Origin of the sequence: Xanthomonas sp. LMG 8993, from assembly GCF_009835065.2 — a bacterium.
Lineage (GTDB): Bacteria > Pseudomonadota > Gammaproteobacteria > Xanthomonadales > Xanthomonadaceae > Xanthomonas > Xanthomonas arboricola.
Genome location: NZ_QVIF02000007.1, coordinates 25,766 through 48,387, shown reverse-complemented (window position 1 = coordinate 48,387; position 22,622 = coordinate 25,766). Strand labels below are relative to the sequence as shown.

At 67.4% G+C, this 22,622-nt stretch carries 16 protein-coding genes and 1 pseudogene; 6 read left to right on the top strand and 11 right to left on the bottom strand.

The annotated features are described in order from the left end of the window. Positions 1–141: 141 nt before the first annotated feature. Genes DYQ94_RS13745 through DYQ94_RS13730 form a run of 4 tightly spaced genes read right to left on the bottom strand, consistent with a single transcriptional unit; the run spans position 142 to position 6,648 of the window. The gene (locus DYQ94_RS13745; protein WP_126965929.1) at positions 142–3,213 is read right to left on the bottom strand and encodes an efflux RND transporter permease subunit; all 3,072 of its coding nucleotides are present in this window, start codon (positions 3,211–3,213) and stop codon (positions 142–144) included. Next, on the bottom strand, positions 3,210–4,310 hold the full coding sequence (locus tag DYQ94_RS13740; protein ID WP_237474870.1) for an efflux RND transporter periplasmic adaptor subunit: 1,101 nt from the start codon (positions 4,308–4,310) through the stop codon (positions 3,210–3,212). Before DYQ94_RS13740 ends, DYQ94_RS13745 begins: the two co-directional genes overlap by 4 nt. A 28-nt stretch (positions 4,311–4,338) precedes the next feature. After that, positions 4,339–5,157, bottom strand: a complete 819-nt coding sequence (locus DYQ94_RS13735; RefSeq protein WP_311542206.1) for a MipA/OmpV family protein — start codon at positions 5,155–5,157, stop codon at positions 4,339–4,341. Between the two features lie 36 nt (positions 5,158–5,193). Then, complete coding sequence (locus tag DYQ94_RS13730; protein ID WP_126965926.1) at positions 5,194–6,648, bottom strand: efflux transporter outer membrane subunit; 1,455 nt, start codon at positions 6,646–6,648, stop codon at positions 5,194–5,196. A gap of 106 nt (positions 6,649–6,754) precedes the next feature. On the opposite strand from DYQ94_RS13730, the gene DYQ94_RS13725 reads away from it, so the two are divergent. Together DYQ94_RS13725 and DYQ94_RS13720 are read left to right on the top strand one after the other, a co-directional pair. Continuing rightward, on the top strand, positions 6,755–7,444 hold the full coding sequence (locus tag DYQ94_RS13725; RefSeq protein ID WP_047126829.1) for a response regulator: 690 nt from the start codon (positions 6,755–6,757) through the stop codon (positions 7,442–7,444). Then, on the top strand, positions 7,441–8,634 hold the full coding sequence (locus tag DYQ94_RS13720; protein WP_126965925.1) for a sensor histidine kinase: 1,194 nt from the start codon (positions 7,441–7,443) through the stop codon (positions 8,632–8,634). Before DYQ94_RS13725 ends, DYQ94_RS13720 begins: the two co-directional genes overlap by 4 nt. A gap of 62 nt (positions 8,635–8,696) precedes the next feature. Here DYQ94_RS13720 and DYQ94_RS13715 read toward each other — a convergent pair whose 3' ends face one another. From DYQ94_RS13715 to rraA, 3 genes and pseudogenes are all read right to left on the bottom strand, one after another. After that, complete coding sequence (locus tag DYQ94_RS13715) at positions 8,697–9,962, bottom strand: cation:proton antiporter (RefSeq protein WP_160954496.1); 1,266 nt, start codon at positions 9,960–9,962, stop codon at positions 8,697–8,699. Between the two features lie 322 nt (positions 9,963–10,284). Further along, positions 10,285–11,877: a serine hydrolase gene (locus tag DYQ94_RS13710; protein WP_485130021.1), complete on the bottom strand. Its 1,593-nt coding sequence runs from the start codon at positions 11,875–11,877 to the stop codon at positions 10,285–10,287. 22 nt (positions 11,878–11,899) lie between these two features. Continuing rightward, positions 11,900–12,396: pseudogene (gene rraA, locus DYQ94_RS13705) on the bottom strand (ribonuclease E activity regulator RraA). A gap of 277 nt (positions 12,397–12,673) precedes the next feature. Here rraA and DYQ94_RS13700 point away from each other — a divergent pair. Together DYQ94_RS13700 and DYQ94_RS13695 are read left to right on the top strand one after the other, a co-directional pair. Next, positions 12,674–13,507 carry a DUF72 domain-containing protein gene (locus DYQ94_RS13700; RefSeq protein ID WP_126965922.1) on the top strand — a complete coding sequence of 278 codons (834 nt, stop codon included), beginning with the start codon at positions 12,674–12,676 and terminating at the stop codon, positions 13,505–13,507. Between the two features lie 37 nt (positions 13,508–13,544). Then, on the top strand, positions 13,545–14,492 hold the full coding sequence (locus DYQ94_RS13695) for a DMT family transporter (protein ID WP_016903967.1): 948 nt from the start codon (positions 13,545–13,547) through the stop codon (positions 14,490–14,492). Positions 14,493–14,580: 88 nt separating this feature from the next. Here DYQ94_RS13695 and DYQ94_RS13690 read toward each other — a convergent pair whose 3' ends face one another. The 4 genes from DYQ94_RS13690 to DYQ94_RS13675 form a co-directional block, all read right to left on the bottom strand. After that, a complete protein-coding gene (locus DYQ94_RS13690) occupies positions 14,581–15,705 on the bottom strand; it encodes a GGDEF domain-containing protein (protein WP_202397395.1) in 1,125 nt (374 codons plus the stop codon). A 74-nt stretch (positions 15,706–15,779) separates the two neighbouring features. Then, the gene (locus DYQ94_RS13685) at positions 15,780–16,502 is read right to left on the bottom strand and encodes a pseudouridine synthase (protein ID WP_016903964.1); all 723 of its coding nucleotides are present in this window, start codon (positions 16,500–16,502) and stop codon (positions 15,780–15,782) included. 48 nt (positions 16,503–16,550) lie between these two features. Next, positions 16,551–18,956: a putative bifunctional diguanylate cyclase/phosphodiesterase gene (locus DYQ94_RS13680; protein ID WP_160954498.1), complete on the bottom strand. Its 2,406-nt coding sequence runs from the start codon at positions 18,954–18,956 to the stop codon at positions 16,551–16,553. 273 nt (positions 18,957–19,229) lie between these two features. After that, positions 19,230–21,164: a DEAD/DEAH box helicase gene (locus tag DYQ94_RS13675; protein WP_126965920.1), complete on the bottom strand. Its 1,935-nt coding sequence runs from the start codon at positions 21,162–21,164 to the stop codon at positions 19,230–19,232. Positions 21,165–21,336: 172 nt separating this feature from the next. On the opposite strand from DYQ94_RS13675, the gene DYQ94_RS13670 reads away from it, so the two are divergent. Together DYQ94_RS13670 and DYQ94_RS13665 are read left to right on the top strand one after the other, a co-directional pair. Beyond that, positions 21,337–21,837 carry an RNA polymerase sigma factor gene (locus DYQ94_RS13670; protein ID WP_160954499.1) on the top strand — a complete coding sequence of 167 codons (501 nt, stop codon included), beginning with the start codon at positions 21,337–21,339 and terminating at the stop codon, positions 21,835–21,837. A gap of 27 nt (positions 21,838–21,864) precedes the next feature. After that, on the top strand, positions 21,865–22,512 hold the full coding sequence (locus DYQ94_RS13665) for a hypothetical protein (protein ID WP_160954500.1): 648 nt from the start codon (positions 21,865–21,867) through the stop codon (positions 22,510–22,512). Positions 22,513–22,622: the final 110 nt, after the last annotated feature.

Genomic DNA, 22,622 nt, shown 5'->3' with positions numbered 1-22,622 from the left:
CGCCTGCATGGCCCCGCTCCGTCAGCGCTGCGCCATGCGGTGTGCGATATGCGATATGCGGCATGTCGCGCGATCATGCATCGACGATGCCGCCCACCGTCACGCCAGCATCATTGCGCCGCCGCCCTCGCCCGCCCGGATTTACGCCACACCCGCTGCACGCGCCGGCAGTCGCAGGCCGAACAACAGGTCATACAGGATCGGGATCAAGCCCAGCGTCACCAGCGTGCCCAGCGCCAGGCCACCGATCATGGTGATGGCCATTCCGGTCCACAGCGGCCCGGCAAACAGCATCAGCGGAATCAAGCCGACGATGCAGGTGAGCTTGGTCATCACGATCGGGCGCAGCCGCTTGACCGCTGCGGCGATCACCGCCTCGCGGCGTGGCAGGCCATCGGCAAGCTCGGCTTCGATGCGTTCCAGCAGCAGCACCGCGTTGTTGACGATGATGCCGGCCAGCGCCAGCAAGCCGAAGGTCGCCATGAAACCGAACGGATAGCCGGTGATCACCAGGGCCAGTGCCGCACCGATCAGCACGAACGGGACTGCCGACAGCACGATCAGTAGCTTGCGGAACGAGTTGAACTGCCACACGAACAGCAGCAGGATCGCGCCCAGTGCGTGCGGCATGTATTGGAGCAGGGCCTGGTTGGCCTCGGCAGAATCCTCCAGCTCGCCACCGATCTCCAGCCGATAACCGGGTGGCAGCTTGAGCGCGGCCATCGGCACCGACAGGCGCTCGACGATCTCGGTCGCGGTCAACTGCGGGTTGCGTGCGGTCACGGTGATCGCACGGCTCAGGTTGCGCCGCTGGATCGCCGACGGCTCGCTGTCGTGCAGCACCGTGGCGACCGCCGCCAGCGGCACCGGCGCACCGCCGGCTTGCGGGTACACCAGGGTGTCGCCAGGTGTGCCGTCGGCGGCGCGTTCCTGCGCACTGCCACGCCAGACCACGGCCACCGAGCTGCCATCGTCGCGCAACAACGAGGCATCCACGCCGCTGTAGCGCGCCTGTAGCGCCTGCGCAATGTCCTCGCTGCTCACCCCGGCACGCCGCGCCCTGAGCTGGTCCACCTGCACCACGTAGCGCGGAATGCGCGCCTGCCAGTCGTCCTGCACATCCACGGTGCCCGGCAACGCGCGCAGCGCCTTTGCAATCGCAGCGGCGCTGCTGCGCAGTACTGTCTCGTCGGGGCCGACCACGCGATACACCGCCATCCCGGCTTCGGTCGCGCCCAGCGAAAACCGCTTCGGCTCGGCGCGCACGGTGGGGAAGTGGCTGCGGACATGCGCACGTGCCCGCGCTATCACTGCATCGAGATCGGTGCCTGGGCGCACGCTCACGGTAAAGTACGCCATGTTGGCCGCCGGTAGGGGAGGATTGAGGCCCAGCACGATGCGCGGGCCGCCATCGGCGACATAGCCGATGCTGTCCACCACCTCCGGGTTGGCGCGCCGATCGGCCAACCAGCGGCTCAGCGCGCGCACCGTGCGCAGGGTTTCACGCGTATCGCTGCCTGCCTGCAAGGTCACCGGCATCTGGAACTGCAGACGATCGGACTTGGGCAGAAAATCGTAGGGGATCGACACCAGCACCGCGACCGCCGCCGCCAACATCGCCACCATGCCGGCGATAAACAGCGCCTTGTGCATCAGCACGCGCTCGATGAGGCGGCGGTAGCCACGATAAAAGCGCGACGGCTCCTGTTCGCTGCCGTGTGCGACATGTGCCTTGGCGAAATACATGCACAGCAGCGGCGTCACCGTGATGCTGAGCAGCCACGAGCCCAGCAAGGTCACGCCAAGCACGGTAGCCAGCGAGCGCAGATATTCGTTGGTGCTGGTCTGGCCGAAGAAGAACGGCGAGAACGCCAGCACGATCACCAACGATGAGGTCAGCAACGGGGTGGCCAGGGAGCGGCCGGCGTCGATGCAGGCCTGACGGCGCTGTTCTCCGGCAACCAGGCGGCGTTCGATGTCTTCGGCAATGACAATACCGTTGTCCACCAGCAGGCCGAGCGCCAGGATGATCGCCGCGATCGACACCGTCTGCAGCTCCACGCTCAGCACGCGCATGACGATCAGCGAGGCGAAGATGGTCAACGGCACGATCGCGCCGACGATCAGGCCGGTGCGCCAGCCCAGGAACAGCATCACTACCGCCATGACGATGACGATGGTCTCGCCCATGACGTGGTGCATCTTGCCCATCTCGCGCTCGACCACGTCGGCCTGGAAGGTGACCACGTGCTGCGCAAAACCTGCGGGCAATTCCTGCGCGGTCTGGCCCAGCTTGGCGCGCAGCGTTTTGCCGAAGTCGGCGATATTGCTGCCGGGCTTCATCGAGACCGACACCACCACCGCCGGCTGGCCCTGGTAGACGGCAGCGCTTTCCGGCGGATCGGCAGGCATCACCTGTACCTGCGCCAGCTCGCCCAACGCCACTTCGCGCACGCCATTGGCATTGGGTGTCGGCAAGGTCAGCAACAGGTCCCGCAACTGGGCAGGTGAGCGTATCTCCCCGGAAGTCGCAACCGTCATCGCCAGCCCGGACACCGTCGCCAGCCCGCCGGAGGCCACCACATTCTGCGAGCGCAACTGCGCCATCACGCTGGCAGGGCTCAGTCCGGTCGCCAGCAGCCGCGCGCGATCGAACGCCACATACACGCGCTCGTCCTGCAGCCCGTACAACGCCACCTGCTCCACCCCAGGCAGGGTATAAAGCTGCTCGCGCAGGCGCCGCAGCGGCCCACGCATCTCGCTCATCGAATAGCCCGGTGCGGTGACTGCGATCGAGGCCACCGACACCCGTCCGAAGTCATCGTCGACCAACGGTCCCTGCGTGCCCGCAGGCAGTTGCGCACCCGCCTCGGCGGCCTTGGCGCGCACGCGCTGCCACAACGCCGGCAGATCCTGCACATCGTCGTAAGCGGTCAGCTGCACGATCGCGCTGCCTGGCCGCACCGTGCTCACGATGCGCTTGATGCCGGCCAGTTCGCGCAGGCGCTCTTCGAGGGGGCGCGCCAACAGGGTTTCCACCTGCTCGCTGGGCATGCCCGGAAACGCCACCGACACAATGGTGTCGCGCACGGTGACCGAGGGTTCTTCCTGCGAGGGAAAACCGACGAACGCCACGATGCCGCCGAGCAGGATCATCACTGCCGCGAACAAGGTCAGCCGGCTCGACCTCATCGCCATCCGGGTCAGCATCATGGCGCCTGCCCTCCGCTCAGCTGCGTCTGCATCTGCAACGGCGCCACCGGCTGGCCATCGATCAAGAAGCCCACGCCTGCGCTGACCACCTGATCGCCGGCCTGCAGCCCGCGCCGGACCTGGATGCGGCCGCCGACGATCGACCCGAGCTCGACTGCGCGCTCGCGCACGATCCGCTGTGCCGGCTGATACACGAACACGCTGGCCCGTTGGCGATTGAGCCTGGGCAGTACCGCAGACAGCGGCACGCTGGGCGTGCTCGCAGCCTGCGCGGGCAACTGCAGCAACACACTGTCGCCACTGCGCATCGCGTGCGGCGCGCGCACCACCTCCAGAATCGCCAGCGCAGTGGCACCGTTATCCAGCCGGCTGGACAGGCTGCGCAGGCGCAATGTCAGCGGCACCGCAGGCTCGTCGGCCAGCGTGGCCTGCACGGTCTGCCCAGGCGTCAGCCCGGCGGCAGCAACAGGCGGCAGATTGGCGAGCAATTGCAGATGCGCCTGCCCTTCCAGCTGCAACACTGCCTGCCCCGCCCCCACATCGGCCTGCGGTTGCTGCAGGCGTGCGACCACGGCGCCATCGAAGGGTGCGCGCAGCTCACCAAGACGCGATGCACGCCGCGCCAGCGCCAGGTCGGCCTTTGCCACCTGCAGTTGCGCGGTTGCCGCATCCGCCGCCGCGCGGGCGGCGGTCAGCGTCGCCGCCGAACTGGCACCATCGTCGAACATGGCGTGCTGCTGGCGCAGTTGCAGCTGCCGCTCGCCGGACTGCGCCATCGCCGCGCGCAGGTTCGCGTCGGCCTGCTGCTGGCGCAATTGCAGCGGCTCGGCATCCAGGCGTGCCAGCACCTGCCCTTTCTGTACGCGGTCGCCCACATCCACCAGCACGGCGGCGATGCGTCCGCCGCTCTCGAACGCCAACTCGGCCCGTTGTTGCTGACGCGCCACTGCCGGCACCTGCAGCCACCCATCGCGGCCGGAGCCGAAGCGCTCCAGCTTGACCGCCCGCGGGGTCTCGGCCGCCGGCGCATCCGGCCGGCTGCAGCCGGCCAGCACCAGCAACAGACCGCAACACACCATGGTGCGAAGAACATCCATCATCACGCTATCCCCTGCCATGTGCCGCTCAGCGGCTGTAGGTCACTGCAACCGTGCCGCCGACAAAACTGCGGCGTGCAACCAGCGGGCTGTCCGTGGCGTTGTCCGCATAGCGGGTGCCGGTCACGCTCACGGTGGTGGCCCAGTGATCGCCCAGCGCATGCGTCCAGCTGCTGCCCACCGCGGCGGCATACACGCCGGAACCGGTATGGAAGGCCTGCCAGCGCGTCCGCGCCGCCTGCGCGTCGGTGACCCCGAAGTAGGCCTGGTTGAAGCGACGATCGCCGGCATGCACATCCAGATCCAGCGTCACCGTGTCGCTGGCGCCATGCAGCAGGGTGAACTCCACGCCGGCGCGATAGCGGTTGCGCCGTGCGTCCTGCTTGAGCGCGAATTCGGCTTCCGCGTTGACGTTCATGTACGGCGTGATCCGCTGCATCACCAGTGTGCGTGCGGTGAGAGACCCCGGTACATCGCCCATGCCGGCCAGCACGCGCGAACCCGGACGCCAGTCGCTGTCGCGTTGCAGGCGGCCCAGGTCGTAATACAGCGACTGCGACAAATAGAAGCCGGAATCGCTCTGGAACTGCAGACCCGCGCCACGCGCGGTGTCGAAGAACAGCATGCCGCGCTGGACCACCAGCACCGGGTTGGCCTGCACGCGCGCGCGCTCGGCGCCGGCATACCGCGGTGCCGCAACCGCTGCCGCGCCCGCGGTGAGATCGGTGTGGTCGCCCAACAACCGCGAGCTGCCGGTCAGATCGGTCTGCGCGTGCGCAAGGCATGGCAGCAGCAGGCTGGCAACGAACGGCCAGGCACGCAGTGTGGTGTCACGAGGCAGCTGCATGGAAAACAGGATGGCCATGAAAATCTCCGTCAGCGATCAGGAAAGGGATGGCAGGCAAACGCCGTAGAACGCCTGAAACAGGGCAATCCGGCTCAACAGGCGTTGGCGTGCGGTGGTCAGGTAATCCAGCTGCACCTGCGTGGCGCGCAGGCGCTCGGTCAGCAGCGTGGTGCGATCTTCCAGGCCTGCGTCCACGCGCCTGCTGAGCCGTGTCATGCGCGATTGCTCACGCTCGGCCTGCGCACGTGCACGCGGTTCGGAGTCGGCCAGGGTGGCGTGCGCGTCGAGCGCATCGGCGACCTCGCGGAAGGCGGACTGGATCGCCTGTTCGTAGGCCGCGACATCGGCGCGCTGGCGCAGCTGCGCCAGCGCGAGATTGGCGCGGTTGCGGCCGCCGTCGAACAACGGCAGGTTCAATTGCGGGCTGAAGCTCCACATGCCGTGGCCGGCGGAAAACAGCCCGTTCAAGCCATCGCTGGCGGTGCCCACGCTGCTGCTCAGGGTGATCGATGGAAAGAACGCGGCGCGTGCGGCGCCGATGTCGGCGTTTGCCGCGCGCAGTTCCAGCTCCGCCTGCTGGATGTCCGGGCGTTGCAGCAACAACGAGGAATCTAGCGCACGCCACGCCGTGCTGGGTGTATCTGCGGCAATCATGCGCTGCAGGTCGCCCGGCACCGGCAAGCTGTCGTAGCCAACCAGCAGTTGCAGCGCGCGCAATGCCGCAGCGTGGTCGTCGGCGCCCCGCAAGGCCGCGGCATGGGCCTGATCGGCCTGATGCTGCTGGCCATCGCGCTGGTCGCGCGCGATCAGCCCGATCCGGTACTGCCGCTGTGCGATGGCCAGCAGCGCAGCACTGTCGGCATCGGCTGCTTGCAGCTGCTGCAGCGCCTGGCTGCTTGCGCGTTCAGTGGTGTAGGCGCGCAGCACCTCGGCAACCAGCGCGCCCCGGGCCGCATCGCGCCCATGGGTGCTGACCAGATAGCGCTGCCGCGCCGCCTCGGACATGGCCTGCAGCTTGCCGAAGAAGTCCAGCTCGAGATTGCCGATGCCGGCGTTGGCAACGACCAGATCCTGCCCGTAGCGGGCGTTCAGGGCCGGATCGTCGAAGCGCTGCCGCACCTGTTGTGCACCCACGCCGATGCTTGGCACGCGCGCGGCGCGCTCGATGCGGTACTGCGCCCGTGCCTGCTCCACCTGCAAGGCGGCGCGACGGAAGTCGCTGTTGCGCGCAAGCGCGCGTTGCAGCAACGGCCGCAGATCGCGATCCGGTGCGAACGCCTGCACAAACGCGCGTTCCTGCAGATTCAGCTCGATCCCCACCGGCTCGCTCGGTTCCCCAGCGGCCACCGCCTGCTGGCTGCCGAAGGTGCCCGGCACGGTCACCGCCGGTCGCTGGTAAGTCGGCGTCAATGAACAGCCGCCCAGCAGCATGGCGATTGCCGCATTACGCAGGGCGCGGAAACAACGAGGCGCGGTCATTTGTGGAATCATGATGTCGGAGCACACGAGCCAATCTCGACCGACATCCTCGACCTGCAGCGTCCAGGTTGTTTTCGGGAATTATCCAGATTTGATCGAGACGACAGGGCACCACGCCATGACAGGCAAAAAGGTTCTGCTGGTGGAAGACGATGCAGACAGCGCCAGCATCCTGGACGCCTATCTGCGTCGCGACGGCTTCGACGTTGCCATCGCCGGAGACGGCGAGCGGGCGATTCACCTGCATCGTCAGTGGGCGCCGGATTTGGTGCTGCTGGACGTGATGTTGCCCAGGCTCAGCGGTATCGAAGTGCTGTCGGCGATCCGCCGCGCCAGCGATACGCCGGTCATCATGGTCACCGCCATTGGCGACGAGCCGGAGAAGCTGGGCGCACTGCGCTATGGTGCCGACGACTACGTGGTCAAGCCGTACAGCCCCAAGGAAGTGGTGGCGCGCGTCCATGCAGTGCTGCGCCGAAGCGTGGCGGTGCGTGCGCCGGGCGAGCCGCTGCGGCATGGCCGCCTGAGTGTGGACCTGGCCGCAGTGGTGGCCACCGTGCAGGACCCGGCCGGGACTCAGCTGGCACTGGACCTGACCCCGACCGAATTCAACCTGCTCGCCATCCTGCTCAAGACGCCGTTCAAGGCATTCACCCGCAGCGAACTGCTCGATGCCTGCCTGCCCGACAGCGATGCACTGGAACGGGTGGTGGATTCGCACATCCACAACCTGCGCCGCAAGCTGGAGGTACACGGCATCACCGGCGTGCTGGTCACCGTGCGCGCGGTGGGATACCGCTTCCAATGAATGCCCTGCGGCGCTTCAACGCCTGGCGCCGGCAAGCGCCGCTGTGGATGTGGGTGGGCGTGCGGATGAGCGCACTGGCAGTGGTGACCGTGGTGGTGATCGCCTTCGGCATGTGGTGCTACTTCAACCTGCGCGACAGCCTGATCCTGGGCAAGCTGCCGGCGGCGGCCCGCACCGAAATCGAACAACTGCGCGAACAGCCGGTCGCCAACGAGGCACGTCTGTGGCAACTGCTGCAGCAGTACTACGATGTGGAAAATTTTCTGCCCGGGCTGGCCAACCCTGACTGGTGGATGCTGTGGGCCATGGTCGCCCTCTCCATCCCGGTGATCCTGGTCTGCGGGCTGCTTGCATCGCGTCCGTTGTCGCGGCAATTTTCCCAGGTGGCCAGGGCCGCGCATCGGGTCAGCGATGGCGACTTCGGCGCACGCGCGCAGGTGGTGGCAGGCGCACCGGACGAGCTCACGGCGCTGGCCGACGACTTCAACGCCATGGGCGGCAAACTGCAGCAGTACGAACGCGAACTGCGCGAGTCCAGCGCAATGCTGGCGCACGAACTGCGCACCCCGCTCAACGCAGCGATGGGCCGCGTACAGGGCATGCTGGACGAGGTCTTCCCGCGCGATCCCGAGCAGCTGCGCCTGGTCCATCGCCAGCTGGAACAGATCAACCGGCTGATCGGTGACCTGCATCTGGTGTCGCTGGCGCGTGCCGGCCAGCTGGTGCTGGAGCCGGACAGTTTCGATCTGCATGAGCTGATTACCGAGCGGGTGGAATGGGCAGGCCCGACAATCCGGGCGTTGCAGACGACGGTCACCGCGCCGGCACCTTCCGGGCTACGCGTCTGCGCCGACCGCCATCGCCTGGGCCAGGTGTTTTCCATCCTGATCGACAACGCACTGCGCTACGCCGCCGCAGGCAAGGTGCTGGATATCGAGCTGCGCCGCGATGGTGCGCATGTGCTGGTCACGCTCGGCGACCGCGGCCCCGGCGTGGAGCCTGCGCAGCTGCCGCACCTGCTGGACCGCTTCTGGCGCGCGGACAGTTCACGCGCGCGCCATTCCGGTGGCAGCGGCCTGGGCCTGGCGATCGCCTCGGCCATCTGCCAGGCGCACGATGGCCGCTTGATCCTGGGCAATCGCGCCGGTGGCGGGTTGCTGGCCAGCGTGCAACTGCCGTTGTCACGCTGAGGCGTTGGCGCGGTTGCGCCGCCGCGCTTGCGGCTGCCTGGCATGCCAGGCCGCTGCGAGCATCAACGTTGCTGCAGGCTCGGCACCGCAGCGGTCACATCGGCATGGCGACGCATGATCCAGTTGAACAGCGGCGTGGCCATCAGCGTGGAGAGGATCGCCATCAGCACCAGCACCGAGAACAGGCCTTGTTCGATCACGCCGGCCTGCAACCCGATGTTGATGATGATCAGTTCCATCAAACCGCGTGCATTCATCAGCGAGCCGATCGCCATCGCATCGCGGTTGTTCTCGCCGGTGATGCGTGCGGCGGCCCAGCAGGCCAGTCCCTTGCCGATGAACGATGCGGCCAGAATCGCTACGCCGGCCAGCATGATCTGCGGCTGCAGCAATACGCTCAGCTGCGTCTTCAAGCCGGAATAGGTGAAGAACATCGGCAGCAGGAACACCACCACGAACGGCTGCATCATCTCGCGCAACTTCTCGGTCAACGCGCCCCTGGGCAGGCAGACGCCGAGCAGGAAGCCGCCGAAGACTGCATGGATGCCGATCGCATCCATCGCCCAGGCGCTGAGGCAGAACAGCATCAGGACGACTGCCAACACGCCATTGCTCAGCGGTTGGTCCTGCACCACGTAACGCTCGAGACGACGCAGCAGATGCCGGCCGACAAAGATCATGAACGCCGCATACGCAACGCCGCCGCCGATGGCCAGATAGGCGCTGCCCCAGCTGCCGCCGAAGCTGGCCAGCACCACGGCGAGAATGCACCAGGCCGCCGCATCGTCGAACGCACCTGCAGTGAGTGCGAGCGTGCCCAACGGGCTATTGGTCAGCCCGCGCTCGTGGATGATGCGCGCCAGCATCGGGAAGGCGGTGATCGCAATGGCCGCGCCCAGGAACAGCGAGGCCTCCATCAACTTGGCCTTTTCCGAGAACAAGCCGTCCACGTTGATCAGCCACGGACACATCGCGAAGGCCAATGCGAACGGCACCGCGATCCCGGCCAGCGACACGCTCATCGCACTGCGATAGCGTGCGCGGAAATGATCGCTGCGGAAGTCGGTGCCGACCAGGAACATGTACAGGCCCACGCCGAACTGGGCCAGCACATACAGCACGTCCAGCGTCTGCTTGGGAAACAGCGCCGCCTGCATATCCGGCAGCACCATGCCGAACAGCGACGGACCCAACGCCACGCCGGCAATCATCTCGCCTACTACCTGCGGCTGCCCCACCCGCTTGGCCAGCAATCCCACCAGACGACAGATCAGCAGGATCACCGCAGCCTGCAAGAAGAAATACACCGACATCTGCGGAGTGGTCATGCGTTGGGCAACATCCCTGAGAAGTGCGCGGATCATAACGAGCCGTGCCGGCCGGCGATAGCATCATGCAGCTGGCGCCAACGCGCCGTCGGGCGTCGGCACGCCTGCCTGCACCGGCAGGCCCGACCACGTGACGCATGCCCGCCGAGCCCGGTTGCCGGCACACGCCACGATCAATGCATGCTGCAGCGCGCATTGCGGCGCAGATGACACGCCAAAGCATCGCAATCGGTTGGGGATGGCGTGGACGCCACACCACCGGCCGCCGGCCACTACACGCTCCGTTCAGTGACCGTGCCCCGCTTGCAGGACGAGGGATGTGTCACTTGTGCCCCGCTTGCTCCGCTGCCACCGGCGTCAACACCAGGTCCTGGAAATCGAAGCTGAAATCGGTCAGCGGTGAGATCGCCTCCATCCGCATCTCGCGCACCGCGCCATCCGGGGTCAGCGCGAAATTGACGAAGGCATCGGCATTCAGGCTGCGATCGTCCCAGCGCACGATGAAGCTGTCGTGTTGCCAATGCTCCAGCGTGCCAACGAGCTGCGCGGTCTTGGAAAACTGCAGACGCAGGCGCTTGCCGTCCTGACGGATCACCACATCGCCGTACCACGGGTCGCGATAGGTCGCCGCATAGCTGCGCAGCGGCAGCGACGGCGTGGAGCGCGCTGCGCGTGCGTCCTGATGCTTCCTCCAGCTGGTGTCCGCATCGCCATCGGCCTTGGCCACTGCCTTGGCATAGGCGGCGGTCCAATCGGTGGCCGGCATCTGCAGGAACGCATCCAGCACCTGCAGGGTCACCGCATTGAAGGCCGCACCGATCTCCTGATTGGTCAGCACCACCACGCCCAGCTGCTGGTCGGGCACCAGCGTCAGCCGCGACACCATGCCCGGCCAGCCGCCGGTGTGCCATACCAGCCGATGGCCGCGGTAGTCGCTCAGGCTCCAGCCCTCACCGTAGCCGGCAAAATTGGGGCGTGCCGCCGCCAGCTCCGGCACGGCCGGGTCGGCAATCGCGATCGGCGTGATCATCGACCACATCTCCTGCTGCCGTTTGGCACTAAACAGCGGCGTGCCATCGGGCAGGATGCCGCCGGCCAGTTGCACCTTCATCCACAACGCCATGTCGTGCGCGCTGGAATAGATGCCGCCGGCACCGGAGTTGTTGGACCAGGTCAGCGGCGCGACAGTGCGCAATTCGGTGAAGTCGTACTTGGCATGGCCCACGGCCGCGTTGTCGCCCGGTTGCAGATGGTCGGCATTGAAGCGCGTACCGCGCATGCCCACCGGGGCGAAGATGCGTTGCTGCAGAAACGCCGCATAGGTCTGCCCGGAGACCTGCTCGATCACCTTCTGCGCCACCGCATACAGGATATTGTCGTAGGCGTAGCGATCGCGGAAACCGCCCTTCAGCGGCACCTTGGACAGGCGCTGCACCACTTCGTCGGTGCTGTAGCTGGTGGTCGGCCAGAACAACAGATCGCCCGCGCCCAGGCTCAGGCCGCTGCGGTGCGCGAGCAGATCGCGCACACGCATCTCGCCGCTGACGTACGGGTCGGACATCCGGAACCACGGCAGGTGGTCGATGACCTTGTCGTCGAGCGAGAGCTTGCCCTCGTCGGCCAGGATCGACAGCGATGCGGCAGTGAAGGCCTTGGTGTTGGAGGCGATCGCAAACAGCGTGTCGGCCTGCACCGGCGCAGGCTTGCCGATCTCGCGCACGCCGTAGCCGCGCTCCAGCACCACCTGCCCATCCTTGACGATGGCCACCGCAATGCCGGGCACATCGAACTGCTTGCGCACGCGTTCCATCTGCGCGTCGAACTGCTGCATGCCGGCGGGAAGCTCGGCCGCCTGCGTCGTCACCAAGCTTGCCAGCATCAGCACGCCTCCACTCAGCCATCGGTTCACGGTCACTGTCGCACGTCCTCTCGTTCGCTCAGGTCGATCCGCCGGCACTGTCCAGCGACAGCGGCAGCGGTGCCACCAACACGCCATTACCATCCGCATACAGCCAATGGCCGGGCACGAAGGCCACGCCGGCAAAATTCACCGGCACATCCACATCACCCAGATCGCGGCGCTCGGTGCGGCGCGGGCAGGCGCCCAGCGCCAGCACGCCCAGCGGCAGCGTGGCCAGGATCTCCACATCGCGCACGCAGCCGTGGATCAACACGCCGGCCCAGCCGTTGGCGCCTGCATCGCGATCTGGTCGCCCAGCAGCGCGTGCTTCAACGAGCCCTGCCCGTCCACCACCAGCACGCGGCCGTCACCAGGCGTGGAGGCCAGCTCGCGCACCCGCGAGTTGTCCTCGAAACAGCGCACGGTGACGATCGGCCCGGAGAATGCCGCACGTCCGCCATAGGAGCGGAACAGCGGTTCGGCGATGCTCACCTCGGGAAAGCGGTCACACAGATCGGGCGTGGTCCAGGTCATCGCTGCGGTCCGAAAGTGGCGATCTCCGATGGTAGCGGCATGGCCGCGTCCGCGTAAGCGCCGATCGCCCCGCCGGCTGGCCGGGCGGTGCCTGCATCGAGTGCACAACGCCTGCATGCCGCCGCGCGCCAACGGCCGCGCCTGCCTGGCAGTGCGCAAGCGGTTTGGCAGCCGCCGCTTTGCTGCGGAGCCGGCGGGGCTATCATCTGGGCGGCTTGCCACATCTGTGCGTCTGCGAACATGCCAGGCGCGCGCTCACGCCAACGTGGAATCTGTCATGACCGATCTGTTCGCCGCCACCCCGCCCGCGCTCGATGGCATCCACGTCGGTATCGGCGGCTGGGTGTATGCGCCATGGCGGGAGGGGATGTTCTATCCGCAAGGGCTGGTGCAGCGCCGCGAGCTGGAATACGCAAGCCGCCACGTCACCGCCATCGAGATCAACGGCACGTATTACGGGACGCAGAAACCGGCCACCTACGCGAAGTGGCGCGACCAGGTGCCGCCCGGGTTCGTCTTCTCGGCCAAGGCACCGCGCCGCATCACCCAGTCGCGCAGACTGGCCGGCACCCAGGCGCAGGTGGACGACTTCATCGGCGGCATTGTCGAGCTCGGCGATACGCTGGGGCCGCTGGTGTGGCAGTTCGAACAAGGGCATCGGCTGCAGGCCGACGACCTGGACGCCTTCCTGTCGTTGCTGCCCAAACGTGCCGGCAAGCGCGTGCTGCGCCATGTGCTGGAAATCCGCGACCACGACGCAGTGGATGCCGCGCTGCTGGAATTGGTGCGCCGGCATGGGGTGGCCACGGTGTTCACCGATTCGGACGAGCATCCGTCCTTTGCCGATCTGTCCACCGACTTTGTCTATGCGCGGCTGATGCGCAGCCAGGCGCGCCTGCATGCCGGCTACCCGGCGCCGGCACTGGCGCGCTGGGCCGAGCGCATCCAGGCCTGGCGGCGCGGCGACGATGTGGCGGACCTGCCGCATATCGACGCATCGATGCACGCCGCAGCCACCCCGCGCGAGGTGTTCGTGTTTTTCATCAGCGCCGCCAAGGAGCGCAATCCGGCGGCGGCAATGGCGTTGCTGCAGGCGTTGGGGGCGCGCTAGCAGGGGCGTTGCGTCGCGTCTTCGGCGACAATGGCGCATGCCCACGACCGACCTGCGCAAGGCGCAACTGCAAATCCATTTCTGCGTCCTGCTCTGGGGCATCACCGCGATCCTGGGCAAGCTGATCACGCTGCCCGCGTTGCCGTTGGTGTGGTGGCGCATGTTGATCGTGGTGGTGGCGCTGGCGCTATTGCCGCGGGTGTGGCGCGGATTGCGCGGGTTGTCCGGACGCGTGGTGTTGGGCTATTGCGGCATCGGCGCCTTGGTGGCCCTGCACTGGCTGACCTTCTACGGCGCGATCAAGCTGGCCAATGCCTCGGTGGCGGCGACCTGCATTGCACTGGCGCCGGTGTTCACCGCCGTGATCGAGCCGTGGGTGACGCAGCGCCCCTTCCGCCCGCGCGAATTGCTGTTCGGCCTGGCGGTGTTGCCCGGCGTGGCGCTGGTGGTCGGCGGGGTGCCGGATGGCATGCGTGCCGGCGTGGTGGTCGGCGCGATTTCGGCGGTGTTCGTCGGCCTGTTCGGTTCACTCAACAAGCGCATGGTGGCGCATGCCGACCCGCTCACCGTCACCGCACTGGAGCTTGGCGCCGGCACGTTGACCCTGACCGTGCTGGCGCCGGCCATGCCGTTGTTGCTGCCGTCGCTGCATGGCGACCTGATGATCATCCCCAGCCTGCACGACGGCGTCCTGCTGCTGGTGCTGTCGCTGGCCTGCACGCTACTGCCGTTTGCGCTGGCACTGGTGGCGCTGCGCCATCTCAGCGCTTATTCGGTGCAGCTGGTGACCAATCTCGAACCGGTCTACGCCATCGTGCTGGCGATCGCCCTGCTCGGCGAGCAACGCGAGCTGACTGTGCAGTTCTATCTCGGCGTGGCGATCATTCTCGGCGCGGTGTTCCTGCATCCGGTGCTGGAACGCCGGCGCAAGATCGTGCACCCGGAGCTGCTCGGCACTGCCGAGGCGAAGAACATCGTCGACTGACCGCACGGCGCAACCAACAAACGCCACCGTCGCAGCGGCCTAGGCCGCGACCGACCTTATCGATGACGCACCCGCGTGCGCACGCCCCCTACCCCAACGCCACCACCTGGTCGCGCCCGCCACGCTTGGCCGCATACAGGGCCTGGTCGGCGCGCTTGATCACCGCGTCCACGCTTTCCTGCGGATGCAGCGTGGCCACGCCGATACTCACCGTCACCGGCAGCGCGATCGTCATCACCGCCACGCTCTGGCGCAGGTATTCGCACTGCACGCGCGCCTGCAGCAGATCCACGTTGGGCAGCAGCAGAACGAACTCCTCGCCGCCATAACGCGCAATGGTGCCGGCACCGGCCACATGCGCACGCAGCAACGCCGACAGTTCGCGCAGCACCACATCGCCCTGGTCGTGCCCATGCACGTCGTTGACGGTCTTGAAGTGGTCCACGTCCAGCAACGCCACCGACAACGGCTGGCCTGCCGCACGCGTCTGTTCCATGGCCGCGGCCAAGGCCACTGAAAACGCGCGTCGATTGGGCAAGCCGGTCAGCGGATCGGTGCGGGTCTGCTCGACCAGATCGGCATTCAGCGCGTCCATCTGCGCGTAATAGCCGGCCAGCTGCTGCTCGTACCATTCGCGCTCGTGCAGTTGCTGGCGCAGGCGCTTGCCGGCCAGGCGCAGTTCCAGCAGATGCGCGGCCTGCCGCGACAATGCCTGCAGGGCAGCACGCTGCTCTTCGCGCAGATGCGCCGGGGTCTGGTCGAAGACGCAGAGCGAGCCCAGCGCCATGCCCTCGCTGGTCACCAACGGCGCGCCGGCATAGAAGCGTACCGCCGCGCTGCCGGTCACCATCGGATTGTCGTGGAAGCGCGGGTCGAGCAAGGTGTCGTCGACCATCATCACTTCATCCGGGCGCAGGATCGCATGCGCGCAGAACGAGATGTCGCGCGATGCCTCGCTGCGCGGCGCGCCATGTGCGGACTTGAACCATTGCCGCTGTTCGTCCACCAGCACCACCGCCGCCATCTGCGTCTCGCACAGCGTGGACGCAATCATGGTGAGGTCGTCGAAGGCACGCTCGGGCGGCGAATCCAGCACTTCGTACTGACGCAGCGCTGCAAGCCGCTCGGCTTCGTTGTCCGGCAATGTCGGTTTGATCACTCTGCCCGCTCCCCAGCTGGCTGTCGGCGGCGGAAGTATGACCGAGCCGGTCATGCACGGCCATCGGGTTGCGCCTGCGCAGCCGATGCACCGTGCTGTTGCGGTTCAGTCCAACGCGCGAGAAACGCTCACCAGTCGGTGCGTTGCGGCAGCAGGCCGCGCAACTCCGCATCGCTGAGGTTGCGCCACTGTCCGGGCTTGAGCGCGGCCAGCTTGATGTTGTCGATGCGCACCCTGCGCAGCTGGGTCACGCGGTAGCCGAATTCGGCGGACATCAGGCGGATCTGCCGGTTCAAGCCCTGCTCCAGCACGATGCGGAAGCCGAACTTGGCGATGCGCGCGGTGCGGCACGGCAACGTGGTCTCGTTGTGGATGCGCACGCCACGCGCCATGCCGCGCAGGAATTCGTCGGTGACCGGCTTGTTGACCGCCACCAGATATTCCTTCTGGTGGCGATTTTCCGCGCGCAGGATCTCGTTGACGATGTTGCCGTTGCTGGTCATCAGGATCAGACCTTCTGACTCCTTGTCGAGCCGGCCGACCGGGAAGATGCGCTGCTCGTGGCCGACGAATTCGACGATGTTGCCCTTGACCGAACTTTCGGTGGTGCAGGTGATGCCCACCGGCTTGTTGAGTGCGATGTAGACATGCTTGCGGCCACCGGGCTTGCTGGCGGCGCGCGTGCGCAGCGGCTGGCCGTCCACCAGCACGGTGTCGTCCTCGCCCACCACCGCACCGGTGCCGGCAGCCACGCCATTGACGGTGACCCGGCGTTCGCCGATCAGGCGATCGGCCTCGCGGCGGGAGCAGAAGCCGGTTTCGGCGATGTATTTGTTGAGTCGGGTCGTCATCGGCCGATTATCGGCGATTTGGAGCGGCGCGCGTGCACCAATCTGCGATCAGGACAGCGCCAGCAGCGGCTGCCCGGCGTGCAGCAGCTCGTCCAGCGGGCATGGACGATGCAGGCTGAAACCCTGTACCTGGCCGACACCGGCCTCGCGCAGGCCGGGAATGTCCGCCTCCGACTCCACGCCCTCGGCCACCACTTCGATCCCCAGCGCCAGGCCCACCTGCGCGATCGAGTGCACTGCCGCGCGGTCCACCGCGTCGTGCGCGTAGTTGCGCACGAAGCCGCAATCGATCTTGAGGACATCCACGGTGAACTGCTTGAGATAGCCGAACGAGGCCAGGCCGTTGCCGAAATCGTCCAGCGCCACATGGCAGCCGCGCGCACGCACGCTCTGCACGAAGCGCTGCGCGTGCTCCAGATCGCCGATGACCGCGGTCTCGGTGATCTCCATGCACAGCTTGGGCACCAGGCTCGGGTAGCGCTCGAACAAGGACCACACGAAATCGAGAAAATCCGGCTGCGCGATCGACTGTGCGGACAGATTGACGTGGCACAGGTCCAGCGTGGCCACATGCATCGGACTGGCCGCCAGCTGCGCGCACAGCGTTTCCAGCACATGCACGTCGACCATGCGCCCCAGGCCGTAGCGCTCCACGGCGGGCAGGAATTCGCCTGGGCTCAGCACCCGCCCGTCGCGCGCGCGCATGCGCACCAGCACTTCGTACTGCAGGCGTTCCGGATCGCTCAACACCTGGATCTTCTGCGCATACAGCAGCAGCCGGTCCTCGGCGATCGCCTGCTGCACCGCGCTGATCCAGCCACCGTCGTGGCGCCGCCGCGCCAGCGCCAGATCGTTTTCGCCGAAGCAGCGAATGCGGTTGCGCCCTTCTTCCTTGGCCGCATGGCAGGCCAGATCGGCGGCGGTCATCAAGGCATTGACGTCGCTGGCGCCCTGGCGGATTTCCACCACGCCGAAGCTGCAGCTCGGCGTCAGCGGCCGTCCGCCCTGGTGGCTCCACGGCTGACCCAGCACCGCATGCATGCGCTCCAGCAAGGACTGCGCCTGTGCCAGATCGGTATTGGCCAGCAGGATCGCAAACTCGTCGCCACCCAGCCGCCCCAGCCAGTCGCCGGGGCGCAACTGCATGGTGATCACATCGGCGAAGTGGCACAGGAACTTGTCGCCTACCGCATGCCCGAAGGTGTCGTTGACCAGCTTGAAGTGATCCAGGTCGACGAAGCACAGCGCATGGCAGAGCTGCGGCGATTGCGGCGGCTCGATCAGGCGCAGCAGCCGGCGTTCGATCTCGCGGCGGTTGATCAGGCCGGTCAGGGCATCGTGGCGCGCATGGAAGGCGACTTCGTCGGCCAGCTCGTGCGCATGCGAGACGTCTTCGATCACCGCCAGCACCAGGGTCGGCTCCTCCGGGCCGGGCTCCACCAGCGACGCGCTCCAGCGCCCCCACATCACCCCGCCGTCGGCGCGCAGCAAGCGCCGCTCGCCGGACTGCAGCAGCGTCGGCCAGTCGATCAGGCCGCGGCTGTCCAGCGCGATATGGTCCGGATGCAGCACCTCGGCCAGCGTGCAGGCCTGCAGTTCCTCCGGCCGGTAGCGCAGGATGTTGGCCATCGCGGCATTGGCATCGAGCACGCGGCCGCGCAGGTCGAACTTGACCATGCCCAGCGCCGCCTGCTGAAACGCGGTGCGGAAGCGGCCTTCGTGCGAGAGCAGATAATTGCGGATGCGGCGCATCGCCAGCACGCAGGTGATCAGCACCAGCAACAGGGTCGCCAGGCTGCAGACCACCATCACATCGTGCAGCAACCGCGCGCAGCGGACCAGCAGCGACTGGAACTGCGCGGTATCGCCGCGCATGCGGCCGTCGAGCAGGTGCAGCTCGTCGCGCAGGGCCTGCAGCGCGCGCGGATCCGGGCGGCTGGCGGCCTGCACGGAGGCGGCCCGGTCGGCCAGTGTGCTCAGCTGCAGCAGGTCGGCGTCGGTGTGTTTCCACATCGCGATGGCGTCGCCCAGATACGGAAAGACATGGCCGTAGCGATACAGCCGCACCATTTGCGGCATGTCCTCACGGGCATTGCGGCCGGCGGCCAGCCCGGCATGGACCGCAGCCCAGTCGATCACCGGCTGCTCGACCGCCTCGCGTGCCGCGCGGTCGCCGAGCGGCACTTCCAGCGCCCGACAGGCGGCCTGCAGGTCGGCCGGATCGCCGCTGCCCAGGTAGCGCTCCAGCCAGTACACCGACTCCTGCTGGGCATTGGACCAGTGGCTCTGGCCGACGATCCAGGCCATTGCCCCGGACTGAATCTCGATCACCAGCGCCGAGAGCACCGCCATGCCGACGGCCATGCCGATCAACAAGGCCAAGGGAAGCGTCAGCCAGCCGCGCATCAGGTGCATGGTCCGCCTACCGCTCGTGCCGCCCGCCATCTGCGCCATTGTCATCCTCGCCCCCCCCTGCTGCTGCCCATGCGATTCAGGCGCCCAGTGGGCGCCTGAAGGCAGTAGCGGCCGCAACGGCGCAGTCTGTATGGCTGCGCCCGCCCGGCCACGGTCGGCGCGGAACTTAGCATGGCTAACAGGATGCCGCCGACAATCGCTGCGGTGCCGACGCGTGACGCGCGTACACCGCCATGCATCGATCAGCATAGCGACTGCGGCGACCGGCCGGATCGGCCGGGCAGCCGCAGCCCGCCGGGTTGTCAGCGGTGCTTACTCGCCGCGGGGCTTGGGCGGGCCCTTGCGATGTGTCGCGCCGGCGCGGTCCATCGGACGGTTCGGGCCATTCGGGCGACCGGACGGCTTGCCGCCGCGCGGGAAGCGCGGCTTGGACGGCGACGCGGCCGCTTCGCCTTCTTCCAGCTTGCGCATGTTGAGCTGCTGGCCGGACACCCAGACCTTCTTCAGGTGCGTCAGCAGTTCGCGCGGCATGTCGGCCGGCAGGTCCAGGATCGAATAATCGTCCTGGATGTCGATACGGCCGATATAGCGGCTTTCCAGGCCGGCTTCGTTGGCGATCGCGCCGACGATGTTGGCCGGCTTCACGCCGTGGGTGTGGCCCACTTCGATGCGGTAGCTCTCCATGCCGAACTCCGGCTCGCCACGCGGGGCGACCGGATCGCGACGCGGACGCTCGGCGCCCGCGCCATCGCTGGCGAACGCCGGACGTTCCGCACGCGGCGGGCGTGCCGCACGCTCGCCATCGGCACGCGGGCCACGCTCGAACTTCGGCTCGAAGCGCGGACGCTCGCCGCGATCGTTGCGGTCGCCGCGATCGTTGCGCTCGCGCGGTGCAAATTCCTCGCGTGCACCGCGCACCGGCGGGGTCAGCAGGAACGGCGCATCGCCCTGCAGCAACTTGGCCAATGCCGCAGCGATATCGATCGCCGGTACGTTGTTCTCGCTCTCGTAGCGCTGCAGCAGATCGCGATACATCTCGATCTGGCCGCCGGCCAGGGTCTCGGTGATGCGGGTCATAAAACGTGCCACGCGGGTGTCGTTGACCGCATCCACGCTCGGCAGCTGCATTTCTTCGATCGGCTGGCGGGTGGCGCGTTCGATCGCGCGCAGCATGCCCTTCTCGCGCGGGGTGACGAACAGGATCGCATCGCCATTGCGGCCGGCACGGCCGGTACGGCCGATGCGGTGCACGTAGCTTTCGGTGTCGTACGGGATGTCGTAGTTCAGCACATGGCTGACGCGCTCCACGTCCAGGCCGCGCGCGGCCACGTCGGTAGCGACCAGGATGTCGAGCTTGCCGTCCTTGAGCTGGGCAATGGTCTTCTCGCGGGCGGCCTGCTGCATGTCGCCGTTGATGGCCGCCGCGGCCATGCCGCGTGCCTGCAGCTTCTGCGCCAGCTCTTCGGTGGCAGCCTTGGTGCGCGCGAAGATGATCATGCCGTCGAACGGCTCGACCTCCAGGATGCGGGTCAGCGCGTCCAGCTTGTGCAGGCCGCTCACCCACCAGTAGCGCTGGCGGATGTTGGCCGAGGTGGTGGTCTTGGCCGCGATGGTGACTTCGGCCGGGTCCTTCAGATAGGTCTGCGCGATGCGGCGGATGGCCGGCGGCATGGTCGCCGAGAACAGCGCCACCTGGCGCTTCTCCGGCAACTTCTTCAGCACCGCTTCGACGTCGTCGATGAAGCCCATGCGCAGCATTTCGTCGGCTTCGTCCAGCACCAGCGTCTTGAGCTGGGACAGGTCCAGCGTGCCGCGGTCCAGGTGATCGATCACGCGGCCGGGAGTGCCGACCACCACATGCACGCCGCGCTTGAGCGCGCTCAGCTGCTGGGCATAGGGCTGGCCGCCGTAGACCGGCAGCACGCGGAAGCCGGGAATGGCTTCGGCATATTTCTGGAACGCCTCGGCGACCTGGATGGCCAGCTCGCGGGTCGGCGCCAGCACCAGCGCCTGCGGCTTGAGCTGGTTGAGGTCGGCATTGGACAGCACCGGCAGCGCGAACGCGGCGGTCTTGCCGGTGCCGGTCTGCGCCTGGCCGAGCACGTCGCGGCCGGCCAGCAGCGCGGGGATGGTGGCAGCCTGGATCGGCGACGGCGACTCATAGCCGACGGCGGCAACCGCCTTCATCACAGCGTCTGAGAGGCCGAGGTCTGCAAACAGCAGCGGCGCGGGAGATTCTTGGGTCATTGGGTAACTCCGGAGGCGCCGCACGGAGCCGGCAGGCGCAAAGCAGCATAGTGTGCGCCCTCAGGCCCCCTGCTGTCGAAATTTCCGTGACAGTCCGTTCAGCTTGTGAGGATTTGCCCGCTGCGGCGAATCATCTCCTCGACCCTTGTCATCCACCCACCCGGCCGGAGCCATGTCCCTGGAAACAGACCTGCACACCCGCTTCAACGCTCTGCTGCAGCAGCACCGCGGCATCGTCCTGAAGGTCGCGGCCAGCTATTGCTGGAACCCGGACGACCGCGCCGAGCTGGCGCAAGACATCACCGTGCAGTTATGGCGCGCATTCCCCGGCTACGACGCCGGCCGGCGCTTTTCCACCTGGATGTACCGCATTGCCTTGAACGTGGCGGTCAGCGATCTGCGCGGCCGCAGCCGCGCGCCGCAGGACCCGCTCCCGCTGGAGGCGGTGGCCGACAGCATCGCCGACCCGCTGACGCGCGACCCGGCACACGCGCAGCAGGTCGCCGCGCTCCACGGCTTCATCGCCCACCTGCCGCCGCTGGAACGCGCCTTGATGCTGCTGTACCTGGACGCGCACAGCTACCGCGAGATCGGCGAGGTGCTCGGCATCAGCGAGACCAATGTCGCCACGAAACTCAGCCGCCTCAAGGCGCGCATCCGCGCCGAACTCTGACCAACTACTTCGCCCAAGGAACATTCGATGGAACTCGACGACATGCAACGCGCCTGGCACGCGATGGAACACCGCCTGGATCAGCACGGCACGCAGATCGGCCACATCATCGGTCAGGTGCGTGGCCACGCGGCGCGCACCAGCCTGCGCCCGCTGTGGCTGAGCCAATCCGCGCAATTGCTGTGCGCCGTGGCGCTGCACATCGTGATCGCGCGCAGCTGGCTTGCCCACACCGATCAGGCTGCAGCCATCATCGGCGGCGTGCTGCTGCAGCTGTGGAGCATTGCACTGGCGATCTCCGCACTACGACAGCTGCAGCTGCTGGCGCAACTGGACTTTGCCGGACCGCTGCTGCCGACGCAGCGCGCGCTCGCGCAGCTGCGGCGCTGGCGCACGCGGGTGGCCCCGTGGCTGGGCGTGGCGTTCTGGGTGCTGTGGGTGGCCGTGGCCGACGCCGGCTGGCGCGGGCTGACCGGCCTGACCCTGCCGCACGACTGGCTGATGCTCAATCTGTTGGTGGGCGTGCTCGGCGGCATCGGCACCTGGCTCGGCTATCGACGGCTGCAGCGCAAACGCCATCCGTGGCTGGAGCGCATCGACAACGCGCATGCCGGGCCCGGCGTCGTGCGCGCCGAAAGCATGCTGGACGAGATTGCACGCTTTCGACGCGAATAAGCGTGCCGCCCCGCACCGCGCCTCCGGCGTCGTGTCCGCCGCTGGCGCGCCTGCGTCGCGCACGACTCCACCTGCCGGGGCTGCGTTCGGCACGGTGGTGTTGCCGGCTG